Annotated in this window: 2 protein-coding genes; one reads left to right on the top strand and one right to left on the bottom strand. The window is 34.0% G+C overall.

Going from position 1 to position 1,442, the window contains the following annotated elements; all coding sequences use genetic code 11:
- Positions 1 to 379 precede the first annotated feature (379 nt).
- Positions 380 to 1,054, top strand: coding sequence for a response regulator transcription factor (locus tag F6K13_RS33040; RefSeq protein ID WP_124143623.1), 675 nt, complete (start codon positions 380 to 382; stop codon positions 1,052 to 1,054).
- A 66-nt stretch (positions 1,055 to 1,120) separates the two neighbouring features.
- Here the strand turns inward: F6K13_RS33040 and F6K13_RS33035 are convergent, their stop codons facing one another.
- Positions 1,121 to 1,327, bottom strand: a complete 207-nt coding sequence (locus F6K13_RS33035) for a hypothetical protein (RefSeq protein ID WP_124143622.1) — start codon at positions 1,325 to 1,327, stop codon at positions 1,121 to 1,123.
- Between the last annotated feature and the right edge of the window lie 115 nt (positions 1,328 to 1,442).

Genomic DNA, 1,442 nt, shown 5'->3' with positions numbered 1-1,442 from the left:
TAATTTTTTTTTATTCCATCCTCTTATTCAAACACAAGTCCTAACAAGGAAATATTTGTAGTGCGGGCATCTTGCCCGTACTACAAATATTTCCTTGTTAGGACTTGTGTTTGAATAAGAGGATTGAATAAAAAAAAATTTCTTTTTTTCTTTGATGCGTAGAGGTTTTAAACCTTAATTATTTGGTAAATTCTTCTTTCTTAACTATCTAAAATAATAGTATAGCAAGAAATGAGTTGCTGAGGACTTATGTTGATAATGAACCCTAAGACAGGGAAATGTTTTTCTGACTGTTGCCTGTTGCCTGTTGCCTATTCCCTATTCCCTATTCCCTGTTCCCTACTATAGAATAAATAGCAGTGTTTAGATTAAAAAACAAATGTCATCTAACATTCTGGTAGTTGAAGATGAGGCAAAACTAGCTCAATTTATTGAGCTAGAACTTAAATATGAAGGTTATCAAGTAACGGTGGCTAATGATGGATTCGCTGGCATAACAATGGCACGAGAAATTAAGCCAGATTTGATAATTCTTGACTGGATGTTACCTGGTTTATCGGGGTTAGAATTATGTCGTCGTTTGCGAACTACTGGTGATAAAGTACCAATTATTCTATTAACAGCTAAGGATGATGTGAGCGATCGCGTAGCTGGTTTAGATGCAGGGGCAGATGATTATGTATTAAAGCCTTTTAGTGTAGAAGAATTATTAGCTAGAGTTAGGGCACATCTTAGACGTACTCAAGAACCTAATCCTGATTTATTGATGTTTGAAGACCTGAGTTTAAATAGAAGTACCAGGGAAGTTTATCGGGATAATAGGGCAATTGAATTAACAGCAAAAGAATTTGATTTATTGGAATATTTAATGGCTCATCCTCGACAAGTTTTGACAAGAGATAGAATATTAGAAACTGTCTGGGGTTACGATTTTATGGGCGATTCAAATATTATTGAAGTTTATATTCGTTACTTACGTTTGAAGTTAGAATCTAATGAAGAAAAAAGGTTAATTCAAACTGTGCGAGGAGTGGGTTATGTTTTGCGGGAATAATTTAGGAATAAGGAAAAATATTATCTGGAGAAATGTTTTTCCCACTATTAATTATTAATTGTTAAACTATTCCCTACTATATTCGTGCATTTCTTTTCTCGCCTTTTCTGTTATAGCTTCCTCTAACCACTGACTTCTATTAGGGAGCGATCGCACATACTGATCAATATCCTGTGGAACTCTTACAGATAAAGGTTTGTCAGCTTTTGGCTTTTCACCTTCACCTAATACGGTCATTATTTGGCCTTTTTTATTTCTGACTAACTTGGACATAATTTTTTGCTAATGATTTTTCCATCTATTATACTATTATACTATGTATACATCGGTCATATTTTTTTATCATTTTCTTTGTGGGTTTAATACCCCACCGTCTACACGGTGTTCA

This window comes from Okeania sp. SIO2B9 (genome assembly GCF_010672505.1).
Classification (GTDB): domain Bacteria; phylum Cyanobacteriota; class Cyanobacteriia; order Cyanobacteriales; family Microcoleaceae; genus Okeania; species Okeania hirsuta.
The sequence above is the reverse complement of the archived record's forward strand: the minus strand, read 5'-3'. Positions and strand labels throughout refer to the sequence as shown.

Coding starts and splice junctions, on each gene's coding strand:
- F6K13_RS33040 (WP_124143623.1), top strand. CDS start 380: ATGTCATCTAACATTCTGGTAGTTGAAGATGAGGCAAAACTAGCTCAA.
- F6K13_RS33035 (WP_124143622.1), bottom strand. CDS start 1,327: ATGTCCAAGTTAGTCAGAAATAAAAAAGGCCAAATAATGACCGTATTA.